The sequence below is a fragment of the Actinomadura rubrisoli genome (assembly GCF_004349215.1).
Lineage (GTDB): Bacteria > Actinomycetota > Actinomycetes > Streptosporangiales > Streptosporangiaceae > Spirillospora > Spirillospora rubrisoli.
On record NZ_SMKU01000088.1, the window covers coordinates 1 to 15,530 of the forward strand.

Genomic DNA, 15,530 nt, shown 5'->3' on the forward strand with positions numbered 1-15,530 from the left:
GGCCGGGGGCGTCCGTCTGACGGCCCCCGCCAGGGCGAGCTGGAGCCCTGCCAAGGCGAGCTGACAGTCCCCGCCAAGGCGAGCCGACAGCCCAAGGCGAGCTGGCAGCCCCCGCCAGGGCGAGCCGGTAGCCCCGCCGAGGCGAGCCGTTGGGCCGGGGTTGGGTGAACGCCCTGGGGCTAGCCCCACCATGGAAGGGGCAGCGGACATCATGGTGGCCGGGGTCGGTGCTCGGCAGGCTTGACTCGTACGGTGGGAAAGGGCACGGAGGGACGACGTGGGCGAGTTGAGCAGGGACTCCGGCAAGGGTGGGAGCGCCATGGCGCTGGGCGGTGCGTGGAAGGCCGTGGTGCGCGGCGGTCCTGGCGGCGGGACGTCCGTCCTGGACGGCGCCTGGACGCCGATCGACATGGCCCGGTCATCGCTGACCTGGCGTTCGGCCCTATACCTGGCCGTCAGCCTGGCCTTCGGGCTCGGCTGGTTCGTCGTCCTGGTGGTCGGGCTGGCGCTCTCGATCGCCACGGCGATCATCTGGGTGGGCATCCCTCTCCTGGCCCTGCTGATGATCGCGTGGCGGTTCGGCGCGATGCTGGAACGCGGGCTCGTCCGGGCGGCGTTCGGCGTCGCGATCCCCAGCCCGTACCGGCGGCTCGCACCGGGCCGCAACCCGCTGGCCAAGCTCAAGAGCATGGCGGCCGACCCGGCCACCTGGAAGGACCTCCTCTACTTGGGGCTGCTGTTCCCGGTCGCGCTGGTGGAGTTCGTGGTGTCGGCGGTGGTCTGGGGCACGACGGGCACCCTCTTGTTCATGCCGGTGATCACGGCGTTCGACGGCGGCGTCGAGGTCAGCTTCGGCTTCATCTCCTACTGGGCCGGCAACCCGGTGACGGCCCTGCCCGTCTCGGTGGGCGGCCTCGTCTTCCTCGTCCTGGCGATGTACACGACGCGTGTGATGGCCATCGGGCACGCCTCGCTCGCCAGGCTGCTGCTCGGCCAGAGCTCCTCACAGGCCGAGAACCGCCAGCTGCGCGAGCGGACCGCGCACCTTCAGGCCAGCCGGGCCCGCGGGGTGGACGCGGCCGAGTTCGAGCGCCGCCGCATCGAGCGGGACCTGCACGACGGGGCGCAGCAGCGCCTGCTGGCCGTGGCCATGGACATCGGACGCGCGCGCGCCAAGCTCGATGACGACCCGGAGGGCGCGCGGGCGCTGATCGAGCAGGCCCACTCGGGCACCAAGGAGGCGATCTCCGAGCTGCGCGACCTGGCCCGCGGGATCTACCCGGCGATCCTGACCGACCGCGGCCTGGACCCGGCGCTGTCCGGGCTGGCCGGCCGCGCCCCCGTCCCCGTCGAGGTGGACGTGGACCTGCCGGAACGCCCCCCGGCCGCGGTCGAGAGCATCGCGTACTTCATCGTCGCTGAGTCGCTGGCGAACATCGCCAAGTACGCCCGCGCGACCCGCGCCTCGGTCCGGGTCGTCCGCGAGGACGCGTGGGTGGTCGTCGAGGTGATCGACAACGGGGTCGGCGGTGCGGTCGCGCGCCGCAACGGCGGGCTGTCCGGGCTGGCCGACCGGGCCGCCACCATCGACGGCATGCTCATCGTCGACAGCCCTCCCGGCGGCCCCACGATCATCCGCGCCGACCTCCCCTGCACCTGGTAGCCGGGCTCCGCCCGGGGCGGCGGCCCCCGCTCCGGGCGGGCGGGGCCCGGCCACCGGGGCCCCGCCCACCTCCCCCGAAACCGATCTTTCGGCCCGGGTGGTGGGCGCAGGCCCGATAATGAGGGGATGCGGGTAGTGATCGCCGAGGACTCGGTGCTGTTGCGCGAAGGGCTCGTCCGGCTGCTCGGCGACGCCGGGATCGAGACCGTGGCGACGGTCGGGGACGGTCCCGGGCTGCTCGGCATCGTCGAGAAGCACGTCCCGGACCTGGCGATCGTGGACGTGCGGATGCCGCCCTCGTTCACCGACGAGGGGCTGCGCGCCGCGCTGGCCGTCCGGGAGAGCATGCCGGGCACGCCGATCCTGGTCCTGTCGCAGTACGTGGAGGAGCGCTACGCGACCGACCTCATCGGGGGCGGCGCGGAGGGGGTCGGCTACCTGCTGAAGGAGCGGGTGTCGGACATCGCGGACTTCATCGACGCGGTCCGCCGCATCGCCGCCGGGGGAACGGTGATCGACCCGGAGGTGATCGGCCAGCTCCTCGGACGGCGCCGCTCCGGCGACCTGCTGGAGGCGCTGACCCCGCGCGAGCACGAGGTGCTGGCGCTGATGGCGCAGGGACGGTCGAACGGCGCCATCGCCCAGGACCTGGTCGTCACCGAGGGCGCCGTGGAGAAGCACATCTCCAACATCTTCATGAAGCTGCGCCTCCAGCCCGCGCAGGGCGGGCACCGGCGGGTCATGGCGGTCCTGGCCTACCTCGGCCGCACCGAGACCTGACCGAGGCCGCCGGGGAGGCCGGAGGGCGGAAGCCGTCCGGCGGGGGGCAAGATCGGGAATGGGCCGTGACCTCGGCACGTTGGCGTATCTGGCACACTTGGAGTGCAACCGCTGCGGTACCGGTTCACGCCTCCCACATCTCCCATGGCCCCGCCGTGCGGAGGAGGCGCCCGGCGACCGCTTGAGGCGAGGAGATCCCATGAAGCCTGACATTCACCCGAACTACGTCGTCACGACCGTGACGTGTACGTGCGGCAACACCTTCGAGACCCGCAGCACCGCCGAGAACGGCGTGATCCATGCGGACGTGTGCTCGAACTGCCACCCGTTCTACACGGGCAAGCAGAAGATCCTCGACACCGGTGGCCGGGTGGCGCGCTTCGAGCAGCGCTTCGGCAAGAAGAAGGCCGACAAGTAGGGCAAGGCCAGCGCTTCGCAGCGACCAAGGAACGGCCCGGGGACTCTCCAGGTCCCCGGGCCGTTCGAAGTCGGCACCCGGGTTCCCCGGGGCCGGAACGGGTCAGGACACACCGTGAATCTCGACGATCTCATCAGCGAATACGCGGGCATCGAGGGACGGCTCAGCGATCCGTCCGTCCATGCCGACCAGAACCTGGCGCGGCGGCTCGGCAAGCGCTACGCCGAGCTCCGGCCGATCGTCGAGACGTACCGCGAGCTGTCCACGACCGAGGACGACCTGGCCGCCGCGCGCGAGCTGGGCGACGAGGACGAGGCGTTCGCCGCCGAGGCCACCGAGCTGCAGAAGCGCAAGGAGGAGCTGGAGGAGCGGCTGAGGCGGCTGCTCGTCCCCAGCGACCCCAACGACGGCAAGGACGTCATCCTCGAAGTGAAGGCCGGGGAGGGCGGCGAGGAGTCGGCGCTGTTCGCCGGCGACCTGCTGCGGATGTACCTGCGGTACGCCGAGCGGGTGGGCTGGAAGACCGAGGTCCTCGATTCGCACCCGTCCGACCTGGGCGGCTACAAGGACGTCACGGTCGCGGTGAAGGCGAAGGGCGGGGAAGAGGGCGCCTGGAGGCGGTTGAAGTTCGAGGGCGGCGTCCACCGCGTGCAGCGGGTGCCCGCGACCGAGTCGCAGGGGCGCATCCACACCAGCGCGGTCGGCGTGCTGGTGACGCCCGAGGCCGAGGACGTCGAGGTCGAGATCGACCCGAACGACCTGCGCATCGACGTGTACCGCTCGTCCGGTCCAGGCGGGCAGAGCGTGAACACCACCGACTCGGCGGTCCGGATCACTCATGTGCCGTCGGGCGTCGTGGTCTCCTGCCAGAACGAGAAGAGCCAGCTCCAGAACAAGGAGCAGGCGCTGCGCATCCTGCGGTCCCGGCTGCTGGCGATCGCGCAGGAGGAGGCGGACGCGGCGGCGTCGGCCGAGCGCAAGAGCCAGGTCCGCACCGTCGACCGCTCCGAGCGGGTGCGCACCTACAACTATCCGGAGAACCGGATCTCCGACCACCGCGTCGGCTACAAGGCCTACAACCTCGACCAGGTGCTGGACGGCGACCTGCACAACGTGACGCAGGCGCTGGTCGACGCCGACGTGGAACGCCGACTGGCCGAAGCCCAAGGATCATGAAACTGCTGCTCGACGAGATCGCCAGGGCCACCGCGCGGCTCGCCGACGCCGGGGCCGCCTCGCCCCGCGCCGACGCCGAGGAGCTCGCCGCGGCCGTCCACGGCGTGAAGCGCTCGGAGCTGCACGGCGTCCCCGACAGCGCGTTCGACGCCCGGTTCTGGGAGTTCGTCGCGCGGCGCGAGGCCGGGGAGCCGCTGCAGCACATCACGGGCCGGGCGTTCTTCCGCTTCCTGGAGTTGAAGGTCGGCCCCGGCGTCTTCGTCCCGCGGCCGGAGACCGAGGTGATGGTCGGCTGGGCGCTGGAGACGCTCCGCGACATGGACGTCCGCGACCCGCTGGTGGTCGATCTCGGGACGGGCTCGGGGGCCATCGCGCTGTCGATCGCCCTGGAGGCGCCCCGCGCGCGCGTCCACGCGGTCGAGAAGGACCCCACCGCGTTCGTCCACGCGACCCGCAACATCGAGGAGCTGGACGAGCGGGGCCGTGTCCGCCTGCACCTGGACGACTTCGGCACCGCCCTCACCGAGCTGAACGGCACCGTCGACCTCGTCGTCAGCAATCCCCCGTACATTCCGATGAGCGAGTGGGAGTACGTCCCGCGCGACGTCCGCGACCACGATCCGGCCGACGCGCTCTGGGGCGGTGGGGACGACGGGCTGGACGCCATCCGCGTCGTCGAGAGCACCGCTCGCCGCCTGCTGCGCCCTGGCGGTTACGCCGCGGTAGAGCACAGCGATTTGCAGGGCAACGGCGTGTACTGGGTGTTCGCCGAGGAGAACGGCTGGCGGGACGTCCGCAACCGCCGTGATCTGACGAACCGGGACAGGTTCGTCACGGCCCGCCTGGTCGCCGACTGAAAGATCGGCGACCGTGCGGAGCGCACGTTGGCGCCGCGCGCGGTTATCCTGGGCCCTGCCATGACGACGAGCGCTGCGCAGATGGGAAACAGCCGACCGTGAGCCGACGCTTTGACTGCTCCAAGCCGATGGAGCGCACCCGGGGGATCGCCGAGGCGTTCTCCGCCGTTCGGCGCGGCGAGCTGATCGTCCTGCCCACCGACACGGTGTACGGGGTCGGCGCCGACGCGTTCATGCCTCCCGCCGTGACGACGCTGCTGGAGGCCAAGGGGCGCGGGCGCGAGATGCCGCCGCCGGTCCTGGTGGGCTCCGTCCGGGCCGCGACCGCGCTCGTGGATGACCTCGGCACCTACGGCCAGGACCTGATCGACGAGTTCTGGCCCGGCGCCCTGACGCTGGTTTGCCGCGCGAACCCCAACCTCATGTGGGACCTCGGCGAGACGAAGGGCACCGTCGCGTTGCGGATGCCGATGCACGACCTGGCCGTCGAGTTGCTGAAGGAGACCGGCCCGCTCGCGGTCAGCAGCGCCAACCTGAGCGGGCAGCCCCCCGCCCGCACCGCCGCGGACGCCGAGAAGATGCTCGGCGACTCCGTCTCGGTGTACCTGGACGGCGGCCCGTCCGGCCACGCCGACGCCTCGACGATCGTGGACCTCACCGGCTCCGTGCCGCGCCTGCTGCGCGTGGGCGCCATCCCCGAAGACAAGATCCGTTCCGTGGTCGGCGTCCTGCTGACCGACGACGAGCCCGGCGAGGACCGCGAGGAGCTCACCGAGGCGACCGGCGAGAAGCCCTCGCTCATCAAGGGCGAGCCCCACGGCGACGCCCCCTCCGCGAAGCCCTCGCTCACCAAGGAGGCCCCCGCCGAGGCGGTGGCGAAGCCCTCCCTGAGCAAGGACGAGCCGCGCACGCGTTCGGAACAGGCGGACTGAGCCCTCTCAGCAGCCCTCTCAGCAGCCCTCCCAGCAGCTCCTAGCAGCCTTCGCAGTAACCCTCCGCTTGGGCTGAGACTTCCGGATCGTCCTGCCGCAGGCGGCTCTCTCGCATGATGAGGGGGCCGCTCTTTCGCGCGCGAGACGGTTCGACGACGCTTCGGAGATCCTCAGGAGACGTCCCGCTGATGGGATCGATGCCGCGGTTCGCGTGCCGCGGACTCTGGATTCCTCACCGGAACGATGACGACGGGGGTTGTCATGGGGGTAGATGCACCCCGGGAACAGATCGACGTCTATCTCCTCCCTGAGTTCTCCTGCTCCCTCGTGGGCGACAAGGGGGCGCTCACGGCCGCCGGACGCCGGCTGGTCGTCCGGCTGGCGTTCGAGGACGGCTTCCTGCCCCGGAAGGTCCTGGAGACCGACCTGTGGCCCGACCTTGAGCCCGCACGCGCGGGCAAGCGGCTGAGCCAGTTGCTCTGGCGGATCCGCAGCACGACCGAGGACGCCCTGATCGTGGTGGACGGCGACCGGGTGCGGTTGGCCGGCGACGTCACGATCGACTACTGGGCGGCGAAGACGATCGCCCGCAACCTGCTCCGGTCCGATCCGAACGGCTGCACGACGTCGACCCGTTGATCATCCGGCTGCTGAGCACCGAGCTGCTGCGCGATTTCACCGACGAGCCGGTGCTGCGGGAGCGGGACCAGTGGGACCGTCTCCGGCTGCTCGCGCTGGAGAAGGTGGCGGCGGCGTGCCTGGACGCGGGGGACGCGCTCGCGGCGATAGAGATCGGCCTGGAGGCGGTCGGCATCGACGAGTTCGCGGAGAAGCCGAACCAGATCGTGTTCTCGGCCTATGTCGCGATGGGCGACACGATCGCGGCGCGTCGCGTGTATCTCGGCTATGAGGAGAAGGTGCGGCATTCCCTCGGTGTGCACCCGAGCCGCGTCTTCCGCGACCTCGTCCGCGCGAAGACCGAGGGCGAAAGAGTCAGGCGGTGAACGCCCTTCGGACCGACTGCCGCCGTTAAGGAAAGTCGTTCCTGACGTAGGCGATGATCCCCACGAATATCGCGCCTGCGGCCACGCAGATGGGCGTCCCGTACGCCCGGCGCCGCACGGAGATCACAATCAGGGCCGCGCCGATGACCAGCGCGAGCACCAACAGGCCCGTGGCCGCCCAGGCCCAGAATCCGTCGTCGCTGAAGGCGCGGATGCCCCGCGCCGCAAGGAGGGGAAGGGCGGGCAGGAGCCACTCGGCATCGAGCCCTTCGTCCGCGTCCTGGGACCGGCTGTCCGATTCTTCGCTGGACGCTGTGCCGGCTCCCGGCTGCGTTTCCTCTTGGGCCATGTATCAAGGGAATCGTGCTGGGGCGGCGCACGCTTCCTGCACTGGGACGGACTCCCTGCCGACCGTCCGATAGAGGCGGGGTAGACCCTGAGGGGGAGAGGCGCCGGTCAGGGGTTGGCTCCTCTGGGGCGGACGAGGCCGGTGTCGTAGGCGAAGATGGTGGCCTGGACGCGGTCGCGCAGGTCGAGCTTGCCCAAGATCGCGTTGACGTGGGTCTTGACGGTGGCGGTGCTGATGCCGAGGGTGTCGCCGACCTCGGTGTTGCTGAGGCCCTGGGCGACGTGGACGAGGACGTCGCGCTCGCGGTGGGTGAGCAGGTCCAGGCGTTCGTCGGCGGCGGACGGCGGGACGATCGCGCCGGTGACGAAGGCGTCGATGAGGCGGCGGGTGACGGCGGGGGCGAGCAGGGCTTCGCCCGAGGCGACCGTGCGGATGGCGTCCACGAGCTCCTGCGGGTCGCAGTCCTTGAGCAGGAAGCCGGACGCTCCGGCGCGCAGGGCGCCGAAGACGTACTCGTCGCGGTGGAAGGTGGTGAGGACCAGCACCCGCGCGGGGGATCCCATGGCGGCCAGCTCGCGGGAGGCGGTCAGACCGTCCATGCCGCTCATCCGGATGTCCATCAGCACCACGTCGGGCCGCTTCTCCGGGACCATGCGCAGTGCCTCGGCGCCGTCCCCGGCCTGGCCGACCACCCGCATGTCCGGTTCGCCGCCGATGATCGCGGTGAACCCCGCGCGGACGATGGTCTGATCGTCTACCACCAGGACCCGGATGCTCATGTCTTCTCCTCCATCGCGTCCAGTAGTCGGCGCATATCGGTCAGGGCGGCCCGTGCCTCGTCCGCCACGACCGCAAGGGCCGCTCGCGCGTCGCCGGTCGTCCCGGCCAGGCCGGCCTCGGCGGCCCGCACCAGCCGGGCGGTGCGGTCCAGGACGGTGGCGCTCAACCCGGCCGCGACGCGGCTCCGCTCGGCCCGGACGACCTCGCCCGTCCGCGCGGTCGCGGCGTCCAGCGCGGTGGTCCCCCAGCGGCGGCTTCTGATCGCGGCCAGCGTGCCCCAGCCCCACATCGCGAACGTCAGGGGCGTGGTGACCAGGAAGGCGAGCACCAGCCCGAAGATGAATGCGTCGGGATCCGGGCCGTCCGCCGAGAACTCCGGGTCCATGACCAACGCGAGGCCCAGGACGAGGCTCCAGGGGAGCGGGGCCAGGAGCGCAGCGGGCCACGTCCACTGGTTGCCGCGGTGGTAGCAGGCCACCGAGTAGACCGCGACCAGTTGCGCCGGGCAGCCGAGCGCGAACAGCACGAGGAAGTCGACCGACCACAGCGCGCCTACGGCGACCCAGATCACGTCTATGACGATGAGCGCGGCCAGCGCGGCGTAGGGGGCACGACGCCGCCACCACAGCGGGGCGGCCCGTACGGCCAGCACCGCCATTGTCGGCGCCAGCTCCGCGAGCGGCCAGCCCGAGATCAACGGCTCCGGGGGGACGAAGCCCAGCATGGGCAGCGTCACGCAGAAGGCGATCGTGACGGCGTCCAGGATCTCCGGCCAGCCCCCGCCGTACTCGGACGTGGTCGTCGTCGGCAGGCGCGCGACCACCGACCAGCCGCCCAGGGGAGCCGGGCCCGCGCTGAGGTCGCCGCCGAGCCGTGCCGCGCGGTCCCGCATGCCGCGGATGCCCCGGCCGGTGCCCAGCGCGGGGACGGTCCCTCCGTCGGCGGGGGCCTGGTTCTCGACGCTCACCTCCACCGTCCTGGGAAGGTAGAGGACGGTCACCCGCACCGGCGCGCCGGAGGCGTAGCGCATGACGTTGGTGAGCGACTCCTGGACGATCCGGTACGCGGTGGTGGTCACCTCGGCGGGCAGTTTCCGCACGCGCCCCTCCACCGCGAGGGACACCGGGATGCCCAGCCGGTTCAGGCCCTGGCACAGCGGCGGGAGCAGTGCCTTGAGCCCGCCGTCGGCGCGCGGGCTCACCACGTCCACCAGCCCGCTCAGCGACTTCAGCACCTCGCGGCCCGTCTCGGCGGCGACGGCGAGGGCCTGGGAGGTCAGCTCCGGATCGTCCCGGCGGGCGGCGGCGCCGCTGTGGACGGCCACGGCGCTGAGATGGTGGCCCGCGACGTCGTGCACGTCCCGGGCCAGGCGCTCGCGCTCCGCCTCGGCGGCCGCGCGGTTCTCCTGCCCGATCCGCGCCAGCCGGGCCTGAAGGTCGCTCCGCATGGCCTTGTGCTGCCGCCGGAGCTGGCCGAACGCGGTGATGCCCAGGTAGGTGACCCCGTCCAGCGCCCCGGTGAACACCTCGCCCGCGCCGTCCGACTGCGGCAGGTCCGCCGCGAAGGCCACGGCGAACGCCGCCAGGCAACCGATGACCGCCTGTCGCCGTTCGCGGTGCACCGCCAGCGAGTACAGCGCGACCCCGTCGGCCACCCCGCCGATCGGCGCGTCCGAGGACCCGGCCACCGCGATGCCGAACGCGCTGAGCAGCACCGTCGCCACCAGCACCGGCACCGGGGCGATCCGGCGCCACAGCAGCGCGACCGCCGATAACCCGGTCACGAGCGCGGCCGCCGTCCAGCGGTCGCCGAGCGGGTCGCCGCTCTTGTCGGTCACCAGCCAGGTGACGGACAACTGCGCGCACGCCAGCAGCAGCGGCACGCCCCAGTCGGCAGCGCGCGGCCATCGCCCGACGTCCCCGTCCGCCCGCACACGATGACCCTAAGGGGACGCGGAGACCTTCGGCGGATTTGTCGAGATTGTGGGCGGAGGCGAGCAGCGGACGGCGGGGCTCGCGCATCTACTGGGCATGCATGGTGATGAAGAGACTGCGGGGGCCGACGACGTCGGGCTGGATCTCCTCTCCTGCTTCCGCTGCCGGACGGGGGACACCGAGATCCGGCTGCCCCACGCGTTGTGCGCCCTGATCGTCACGGTGGCGCTGGAGCCGGGCGGGCTCAGCAGGGCGTCCGTCCAGAGCAGGCTGTGGCCCGACGTGCCGTCCCCCGAGGCGGGCAAGCGGCTGCGGCAGGCGCTGTGGCGGGTGCGCCGCGAGACCGGGGACCGGGTCCTGGACGTGACGCCCGCGCAGGTCGCGCTCGCCGGGGGCGTCGACGTCGACCTGCGCGAGGCCGAGCGCGTCGCGCGGGCCGTGGTCAAGGGGGAGGCCCGGGCGGTGGCCCCGGCCGGGACCGCGCTGCTGGCGCGGGAACTGCTCCCCGGCTGGACGGACGAGGGGGTGCGCGCCGCGCGGGACCGCTGGGACCGGCTGCGCCTGCACGCGCTGGAACGGCTCGCCGAGCACGCCCTCGCGTCCGGTGACGCGCCCGGCGCCATCGAACTGGCCGAGGCGGCCACCCGCGTGGACGAGCTGGGCGAGACGCCCCACCGGCTCACGGCCGCCGCCCACCTGGCGCGGGGCGACCACGTGAGCGCCTGGCGGGTGTTCCTGCGCTACCGGCGGCTCCTCATCGAGGAGATCGGCCTGGAGCCCAGCTCCCTTTTCCGGAACCTCTTCCAGCAGCCGGAGGTGCGATCGCTGGTGTCCTGAACGTCCGCCGGCGTCATGGGGTGCGGCGAGGAGCACAGTGTCCTTTACCGGCCGTCAGACGATCCGTTCTTTCCCGGGTCCGCGCGTACGGCCACGCCTATGATCACCTTCGTGGTCGTCCCCCTGACCCGCGATCTCGTCGCGCTCTACCAGGAGCACCAGACCGGTCTCGTCCGGATGGCCGTCCTGCTGGTGGGAGACGAGGCCACCGCCGAGGACGTCGTCCAGGACGTCTTCCTGCGCATGCAGGACCGCCCCCCGAGGCTGGACGACGAGGGCAAGCTGCTCGCCTACGTCCGCGCCGCGGTGCTGAACGGGTGCCGCATGACGCTGCGGCGGCGCCGGGTGATGTGGCGGTACACCGAGCCGCACGAGCCGCCGATCTGGTCGGCCGAGTCGGCCGTGCTGCTCGGCGAGGACCGCCGCGAGGTCATGCGGGCGCTGCGGCGGCTGCCGCGCCGCCAGCGCGAGGCACTGGTGCTGCGCTACTACCTCGATCTCAGCGACGATGAGGTGTCCGCGGCCATGGGCATCCGCCCTGGAACGGTCCGGTCGACGATGGCCAGGGCGCTCGGCGCGCTGGCCCGCGAGCTGGGAGAGGAGGCCCGATGACCGACATCGAGAACCGGCTGCGCGACGCCCTGCGCGCCACGGCGGACACGGTGGACGAAGCGAAGCCGCGGCCTCTCCCGGAGCACCGGCGATCCCGCGCCGAGCCGAACGCGCGCGGCGCCCCGCTGCGGGGCTGGGTCCTCCCGCTCTGCGCCGTGGCCGCGATCCTCGTGATGATCGCCGGGCTGCTCGGCATCAGGCAGCTGGTCGGCGAGCCCGACCGGCGCCTGCAGAAGGTCCCGACGATGCCGCGGTTCCTGTTCGCCAGCTACATCGCCGAGGGACGGTCTTCCTCGCGGGTGGAGGTCCACGATTCCCGGACCGGCCGGGTGATGGACGCCAAGCAGGCTCCGGCCGGGATGAGTTTCGAGGCACTGGCGGCTGCCGGCGACAATAGGACGCTTTTCGTCTTCGCGAAGAAGAGGGGCGCGAAGCAGTGCAGGTCCCAGATCATGCGGATCTCGGTCAGCGCGTCCGGAAAGATAGTCGACTACCGGCCTCTCGCCGGCTCGGCCATGACGGGCCGGGTGACCAGAAACGGCGCCATCGCGGTCACCGAGGACGGCCGGAAGCTGGCCTACGCTATCGAGGCGTGCCTGCCGGAGCCGACCCCGCAGCAGAGCGCGGTGAACGGCAGAATCGGAGTCATCGATACCGCCACGGGTGCGCGTCGCGAATGGCGCGAGTCGCAGGGCGCGGGGGATTCCAGGCTGTCGTGGTCGAGCCGCGGCGACCTCTTGTTCTTCGTGCGCTCACGGGTCGAGGGAAACGCCTACACCGACTTCAAAGAGGTCCACGAATTGCGGAGCCTGCCGGTGACGCGCGCGGGTGGCGGGCGGTTGGCCCAGGTCAGCCACGATATCCGCCACATCGCGAGCCCCCGGGCCTATGAAGGTGTGGCCGCTTATCCGGACGGCCGCCGCGTCCTGGTGTTCGAGGGCAGGCTGGAAGCCTTTTCCGGTAATGGCGAGCCTCCCACCTATGCGCCGGAGGCCGACAGGCTCAAGGAGATCTCCGCCGACGACGGACGCGTGCTGCGGTCGATCCGGCTGCCGGACGGGCCCTTCATCGGAAGCGAGATACTCAAGGTCGACGCGTCCGGCGGATATCTGATCACCGGCTATGGGCTGGTCGATCTCGCCAAGGGCGGCACGGCGATACAGATCAGGGGTGTTTCGGGATTCTTCGATTTGGACTGGTGAACGGAAGGCCCCGCCGCGATGCGGCGGGGCCCCATGTTTCTAGCGGCGGATCCGAGGGCTCAGAAGAGCCGCTTGGTCTTGCCGTAGTAGTACTTGCCCGTCGACTTCTTGCGGCCGCACTCCTGCACGTAGAGGTGGCCGCTGTAGGACGAGCTGGCCCTGATCTTGACCTTGGCCACGCCGTCGAAGTTGTACTCGACGCCGTTCCGCACACCGACGATCTTGTGGCGCGACCAGTAGCCGCGGGTGCCCTCCTTGAAGAGGAAGCGCACGCAGGCGGTGTAGCCGTTCCTCTTGGTGTCCTGGAGGTAGCCGCTCACGTAGACGCTGCCGCCCGAACGGGTGTAGGTGCCCCACGCGTTGATGTTGGCGTAGGAGTTGTAGGGCACCCACCTCCTGGCGGCGGCCGCGGTCGCGGCCGCGGGGGCCTGCGCCGTCGCGGGGGCCTTCGTGGCGACGGCCGCGTTGGCGGGGGTGCTCATAACGGCCACACCGGTCATCAGGGTGCCGGCTGCCAGGCCGATTGCAGCGATTCGCCGCATAGGTCCCTCCATGCTCAGGTTTCTCGGTTTAGCGGGGAAATCTAGCAGCGATGGCAAGATCATCTTTATCGGGAACTTAGTTCGCGGCCGGGGGTGGCCGAAACCGGAAACGGGCCGAACCAATACGGCGTCCCTGTCGTCCAACGGTCTGGCAGGCCGTGCGCTCTGGATCCGGCGCCGTCCGCCCGTGAGAAACGGCACGTTCGGCGCCCGCCTTGGAAGGGATGGCCGGATGGTTCCGGGCCGGGAGAAGACCCGGCCGGGCGTCCTCGGACGAGACGAAGATCACGTACCGGTCATGCCTCTTCCGGCGTGTCTTCCAGTGTGTCGAGGAGGGCCCGCATGTCGAGCAGCGCGGCCCGCGCGTGCTCGGTGACCGCGACCAGCGCGGCCTGCGCGTCCTCGCCCGTCCCGGCCAGGCCCGCTTCGGCGGCGCGCACCAGCCGCGCCGTGTGGTCCAGGACGGTGGCGCGCAGCCCCAGCGCGACCCGGTGGCGTTCCGCCTGGACGGCCTCGCCCTTGCGCGCGGCCATCGTCTCCCGCGCCGTCGCCTCCCAGCGCTGGCCGCGTCCCGTGACGGCCTTGCCCCACGCCCAGAACGGCAGCAGCACCAGGATCCCGAACACGCCGCCCGCGCCGAGCCCGAACGGGACGACGCCCAAAGACTGGTCGGTGTCCGGGTCCGTCACCATCAGCGTCGTGAACGTCACCGCCCAGGGCGCGGCGCCGATGAACGGCGCGGGCCACGTCGGCCTGCCCCGGCGGGCGTAACCGGCGACCGCGTAGACGGCGACCATCTCCGCCGGGCCGCCGACCAGGAGCAGCCCGAGGAACGGCGAGGTGTGCGCCCCGACGGTGAGCGCCCCGGCGATGTCCAGCGCGGCCAGCCCGCCGAGCGCGAGGTAGGGGGCGCGGCGCCGCCACCACAGCGGGATGCCGCGGGCCAGCAGCAGGGCCGTGATCAGCACCGTCTCGCCGTACGAGACATCGCCCAGGATCGGGTCGGGCGGTGTGAAGGCCAGCAGCGCCGGCACCATCGCGCAGAACGCGGCCACCGTCGCGTCGAGCACCTCCGACCACCCGAACCTCCGCCGCCCCCCGGAGGGCGAGGTGGGCAGGACGGCCCGGACCGTCCAACCGCCGGGCCCGGGCCCGCGCTCGGGAGCCTCTTCGGAGTCGGCGGCGTCGGCGGCGCTGGCCGCGGTGATCGCGGAGCCGTCCGGCGGGCCCGCGGTGAGGGTGCCGCCGAGCGCCTCCGCGCGCTCGCGCATGCCCGCGATGCCCCGTCCCGAGCCGAGCGCGTGGACGGCGGCGTCCTCGCCGGGCGCCTCGTTCGCGACCGCCACCTCGACCGCGCCCGGGACGTGCCGGACCTCGACCGCCACCGGCGCGCCCGGCGCGTACCGCATCGCGTTGGTGAGCGACTCCTGGACGATCCGGTACGCCGCGATGCCCACCTCGGGACGCAGCCGCCGCGCGCGGCCCTCGATCGCGAGCGAGACCGGGACGCCGAGCCGGGCCAGGCCGTGGCAGAGTTGCGGGAGGAGCGTGCCGAGGCCGCCGTCCCGGCCGTCCGGGTCGTCCGGGCCCATGACGTCGACCAGCCGGCTGAGCGCCGTGAGGACGTCGCGGCCGGTGTCGGCGGCGGCCGACAGGGCGTTCCGCGCCAGCGCCGGGTCGGCCGTGCGGGCGACGGCGCCGCTGTGGACGACCACGGCGCTGAGGTGGTGGCCCGCCACGTCGTGCAGATCGCGGGCCAGGCGCTCGCGCTCGGACTCCGCCGCCGCCCGCCGGGCCCGCTCCGCCTCGGCGAGCTGCTCGGCGAGGGCGCGCCGCCGCCGCTTGTACTGCCGCCTGAGCTGGCCGAGCGCGGTGACCAGGAGGTAGTACAGGACGTTCACGGTGCCGTTGAGCAGGATGTCGGTCACGTTCCGCAGCATCGGCGCGACCACGGCGAGCGCCACGGCGCCCGCGACCACCCCGCCGATCATCGCCTCCCGCCGCTCCCGGCGCACCGCGAGCGAGTAGAGGGCGACCGCGTCCGCCAGCCCGGCGACCAGCGTGTCGCTGCTGCCCATCGCCGCCACGCCGAACGCGGAGAAGGCGACGGCGGCGGCCAGCACGGGCACCGGCGCGGTCCGCCGCCAGATCAGCGCGACGCAGGCGATGACGACGCAGGCGATGGCGGCCATCCAGCGCTCCTGGCCGGGCCGCAGGTCGTTGAGCTCGGCCAGCCCCCAGGTGCCGGTGAGCTGGACGGTCGCGAGGAGCGCGGGCACGGCGAAGTCCGGCACGCTCGGCCACGGCGCGGGCCCCTTGGGCACGCCCGGCGGCCGGCCGAGGCGCGCCGCCCCGTCCGTGGTCTGCCCCCGTTTCCCCACGCGACGACTTTACGGCGGGTTCGCGCAGACGAGGCCACGTGCGCCCGCATGGTCGCGCGAGGC

The 15,530-nt window shown here is 72.3% G+C and carries 16 protein-coding genes; 11 read left to right on the forward strand and 5 right to left on the reverse strand.

Annotated elements, in window-relative coordinates:
• The first annotated feature begins 277 nt into the window (after positions 1 to 277).
• The 8 genes from E1298_RS18380 to E1298_RS18410 all read left to right on the forward strand — a co-directional run bounded on the left by E1298_RS18380 (position 278) and on the right by E1298_RS18410 (position 6,830).
• On the forward strand, positions 278 to 1,663 hold the full coding sequence (locus E1298_RS18380) for a sensor histidine kinase (protein WP_243725652.1): 1,386 nt from the start codon (positions 278 to 280) through the stop codon (positions 1,661 to 1,663).
• Positions 1,664 to 1,789: 126 nt separating this feature from the next.
• Complete coding sequence (locus E1298_RS18385; protein ID WP_131894819.1) at positions 1,790 to 2,443, forward strand: response regulator transcription factor; 654 nt, start codon at positions 1,790 to 1,792, stop codon at positions 2,441 to 2,443.
• Positions 2,444 to 2,642: 199 nt separating this feature from the next.
• Positions 2,643 to 2,861 (forward strand): 50S ribosomal protein L31, encoded by a 219-nt coding sequence (rpmE, locus tag E1298_RS18390; protein ID WP_121434040.1) that lies wholly within the window; start codon positions 2,643 to 2,645, stop codon positions 2,859 to 2,861.
• Positions 2,862 to 2,975: 114 nt separating this feature from the next.
• Positions 2,976 to 4,037 carry a peptide chain release factor 1 gene (gene prfA / locus E1298_RS18395; RefSeq protein ID WP_131894821.1) on the forward strand — a complete coding sequence of 354 codons (1,062 nt, stop codon included), beginning with the start codon at positions 2,976 to 2,978 and terminating at the stop codon, positions 4,035 to 4,037.
• Positions 4,034 to 4,894: a peptide chain release factor N(5)-glutamine methyltransferase gene (gene prmC / locus E1298_RS18400; protein ID WP_131894823.1), complete on the forward strand. Its 861-nt coding sequence runs from the start codon at positions 4,034 to 4,036 to the stop codon at positions 4,892 to 4,894. Before prfA ends, prmC begins: the two co-directional genes overlap by 4 nt.
• Before the next feature lie 98 nt (positions 4,895 to 4,992).
• A complete protein-coding gene (locus E1298_RS18405) occupies positions 4,993 to 5,826 on the forward strand; it encodes an L-threonylcarbamoyladenylate synthase (protein ID WP_131894825.1) in 834 nt (277 codons plus the stop codon).
• A 261-nt stretch (positions 5,827 to 6,087) separates the two neighbouring features.
• A complete protein-coding gene (locus tag E1298_RS48190) occupies positions 6,088 to 6,465 on the forward strand; it encodes an AfsR/SARP family transcriptional regulator (RefSeq protein WP_165975532.1) in 378 nt (125 codons plus the stop codon).
• On the forward strand, positions 6,462 to 6,830 hold the full coding sequence (locus E1298_RS18410) for a bacterial transcriptional activator domain-containing protein (protein WP_165975533.1): 369 nt from the start codon (positions 6,462 to 6,464) through the stop codon (positions 6,828 to 6,830). The genes E1298_RS48190 and E1298_RS18410 overlap by 4 nt, the downstream gene beginning before the upstream one ends.
• Positions 6,831 to 6,855: 25 nt before the next feature.
• Here the strand turns inward: E1298_RS18410 and E1298_RS18415 are convergent, their stop codons facing one another.
• The 3 genes from E1298_RS18415 to E1298_RS18425 all read right to left on the reverse strand — a co-directional run bounded on the left by E1298_RS18415 (position 6,856) and on the right by E1298_RS18425 (position 9,892).
• Positions 6,856 to 7,179, reverse strand: coding sequence for a hypothetical protein (locus E1298_RS18415; RefSeq protein ID WP_131894829.1), 324 nt, complete (start codon positions 7,177 to 7,179; stop codon positions 6,856 to 6,858).
• A gap of 107 nt (positions 7,180 to 7,286) precedes the next feature.
• Positions 7,287 to 7,958 (reverse strand): response regulator, encoded by a 672-nt coding sequence (locus E1298_RS18420; protein ID WP_131894831.1) that lies wholly within the window; start codon positions 7,956 to 7,958, stop codon positions 7,287 to 7,289.
• Positions 7,955 to 9,892, reverse strand: coding sequence for a sensor histidine kinase (locus E1298_RS18425; protein ID WP_131894833.1), 1,938 nt, complete (start codon positions 9,890 to 9,892; stop codon positions 7,955 to 7,957). Before E1298_RS18425 ends, E1298_RS18420 begins: the two co-directional genes overlap by 4 nt.
• A 97-nt stretch (positions 9,893 to 9,989) precedes the next feature.
• Here E1298_RS18425 and E1298_RS18430 point away from each other — a divergent pair, with 97 nt between their 5' ends.
• The 3 genes from E1298_RS18430 (at position 9,990) to E1298_RS18440 (ending at position 12,544) form a co-directional block, all read left to right on the forward strand.
• Positions 9,990 to 10,730, forward strand: a complete 741-nt coding sequence (locus E1298_RS18430; RefSeq protein ID WP_131894835.1) for an AfsR/SARP family transcriptional regulator — start codon at positions 9,990 to 9,992, stop codon at positions 10,728 to 10,730.
• Positions 10,731 to 10,829: 99 nt separating this feature from the next.
• On the forward strand, positions 10,830 to 11,342 hold the full coding sequence (locus E1298_RS18435; protein ID WP_131894836.1) for a SigE family RNA polymerase sigma factor: 513 nt from the start codon (positions 10,830 to 10,832) through the stop codon (positions 11,340 to 11,342).
• Entirely contained in the window at positions 11,339 to 12,544 is a 1,206-nt protein-coding gene (locus E1298_RS18440; protein WP_131894838.1) for an anti-sigma factor, read from the forward strand. The genes E1298_RS18435 and E1298_RS18440 overlap by 4 nt, the downstream gene beginning before the upstream one ends.
• 59 nt (positions 12,545 to 12,603) lie before the next feature.
• Here the strand turns inward: E1298_RS18440 and E1298_RS18445 are convergent, their stop codons facing one another.
• Together E1298_RS18445 and E1298_RS18450 are read right to left on the reverse strand one after the other, a co-directional pair.
• Positions 12,604 to 13,086 (reverse strand): hypothetical protein, encoded by a 483-nt coding sequence (locus E1298_RS18445; RefSeq protein WP_131894840.1) that lies wholly within the window; start codon positions 13,084 to 13,086, stop codon positions 12,604 to 12,606.
• 296 nt (positions 13,087 to 13,382) lie between these two features.
• Complete coding sequence (locus tag E1298_RS18450) at positions 13,383 to 15,467, reverse strand: sensor histidine kinase (RefSeq protein ID WP_131894842.1); 2,085 nt, start codon at positions 15,465 to 15,467, stop codon at positions 13,383 to 13,385.
• Between the last annotated feature and the right edge of the window lie 63 nt (positions 15,468 to 15,530).

Excerpts from the sequence above, each read along its gene's own strand:
- E1298_RS18385 (WP_131894819.1), top strand. The coding sequence starts at position 1,790 with ATGCGGGTAGTGATCGCCGAGGACTCGGTGCTGTTGCGCGAAGGGCTC.
- rpmE (WP_121434040.1), top strand. The coding sequence starts at position 2,643 with ATGAAGCCTGACATTCACCCGAACTACGTCGTCACGACCGTGACGTGT.
- prmC (WP_131894823.1), top strand. The coding sequence starts at position 4,034 with ATGAAACTGCTGCTCGACGAGATCGCCAGGGCCACCGCGCGGCTCGCC.
- E1298_RS48190 (WP_165975532.1), top strand. The coding sequence starts at position 6,088 with ATGGGGGTAGATGCACCCCGGGAACAGATCGACGTCTATCTCCTCCCT.
- E1298_RS18415 (WP_131894829.1), bottom strand. The coding sequence starts at position 7,179 with ATGGCCCAAGAGGAAACGCAGCCGGGAGCCGGCACAGCGTCCAGCGAA.
- E1298_RS18420 (WP_131894831.1), bottom strand. The coding sequence starts at position 7,958 with ATGAGCATCCGGGTCCTGGTGGTAGACGATCAGACCATCGTCCGCGCG.
- E1298_RS18430 (WP_131894835.1), top strand. The coding sequence starts at position 9,990 with ATGCATGGTGATGAAGAGACTGCGGGGGCCGACGACGTCGGGCTGGAT.
- E1298_RS18435 (WP_131894836.1), top strand. The coding sequence starts at position 10,830 with ATGATCACCTTCGTGGTCGTCCCCCTGACCCGCGATCTCGTCGCGCTC.
- E1298_RS18440 (WP_131894838.1), top strand. The coding sequence starts at position 11,339 with ATGACCGACATCGAGAACCGGCTGCGCGACGCCCTGCGCGCCACGGCG.
- E1298_RS18445 (WP_131894840.1), bottom strand. The coding sequence starts at position 13,086 with ATGCGGCGAATCGCTGCAATCGGCCTGGCAGCCGGCACCCTGATGACC.